The sequence below is a fragment of the Staphylococcus sp. EG-SA-2 genome (genome assembly GCF_017152085.1).
On record NZ_JACYHC010000254.1, the window covers coordinates 1 to 483 of the forward strand.

The following is a 483-nucleotide window of genomic DNA, read 5'->3' on the forward strand; positions in this document are numbered from 1 at the left end:
GTATACAATAGCTAAATTTTACAAATTATATATTGAACGTTCGAATAATGGAGAAACAGAAACAGTCGCTAACTTTTTTGGCGATGCTAAAGATGCACGTGAAAACTATTTTTGTGATCGTGATTATCAAGACTTCTTAACTAACTGCCAAATTTTAATTCAAAACAAATACTTAACTGGTGAAGTTTTGGACGATAACATTTACAATATTTCTATTTTAAACAAGACATTTATTGAATTCGAACAAAATTTTGGTTGAACATGAATGTCTCAACTATAAACTTTCTAACCCTATTTTAAAGCAGGAGTGAAAAACATACATGAGTGAATGGCATATTAATAATCAATCTACAAAACCTTTTTTAATACAACAAGCGGAAAAGCAATTGTCTATTGTTAAACCGTTGCCTAATGGTAGCTTCCAAATACTCACAGAAATAAATTTGGAGAATGGCAATATTAGTAACATCGATCATTCTTTAC

At 29.6% G+C, this 483-nt stretch carries 2 protein-coding genes; both read left to right on the forward strand.

What is annotated here, in order from left to right; genetic code table 11:
- Positions 1–259, forward strand: a 259-nt coding sequence (locus tag IDG60_RS02465) for a hypothetical protein (RefSeq protein WP_206160461.1), incomplete at its 5' end; no start/stop codon positions are given.
- A gap of 61 nt (positions 260–320) precedes the next feature.
- Positions 321–483, forward strand: a 163-nt coding sequence (locus IDG60_RS02470) for a hypothetical protein (RefSeq protein ID WP_206160462.1), incomplete at its 3' end; no start/stop codon positions are given.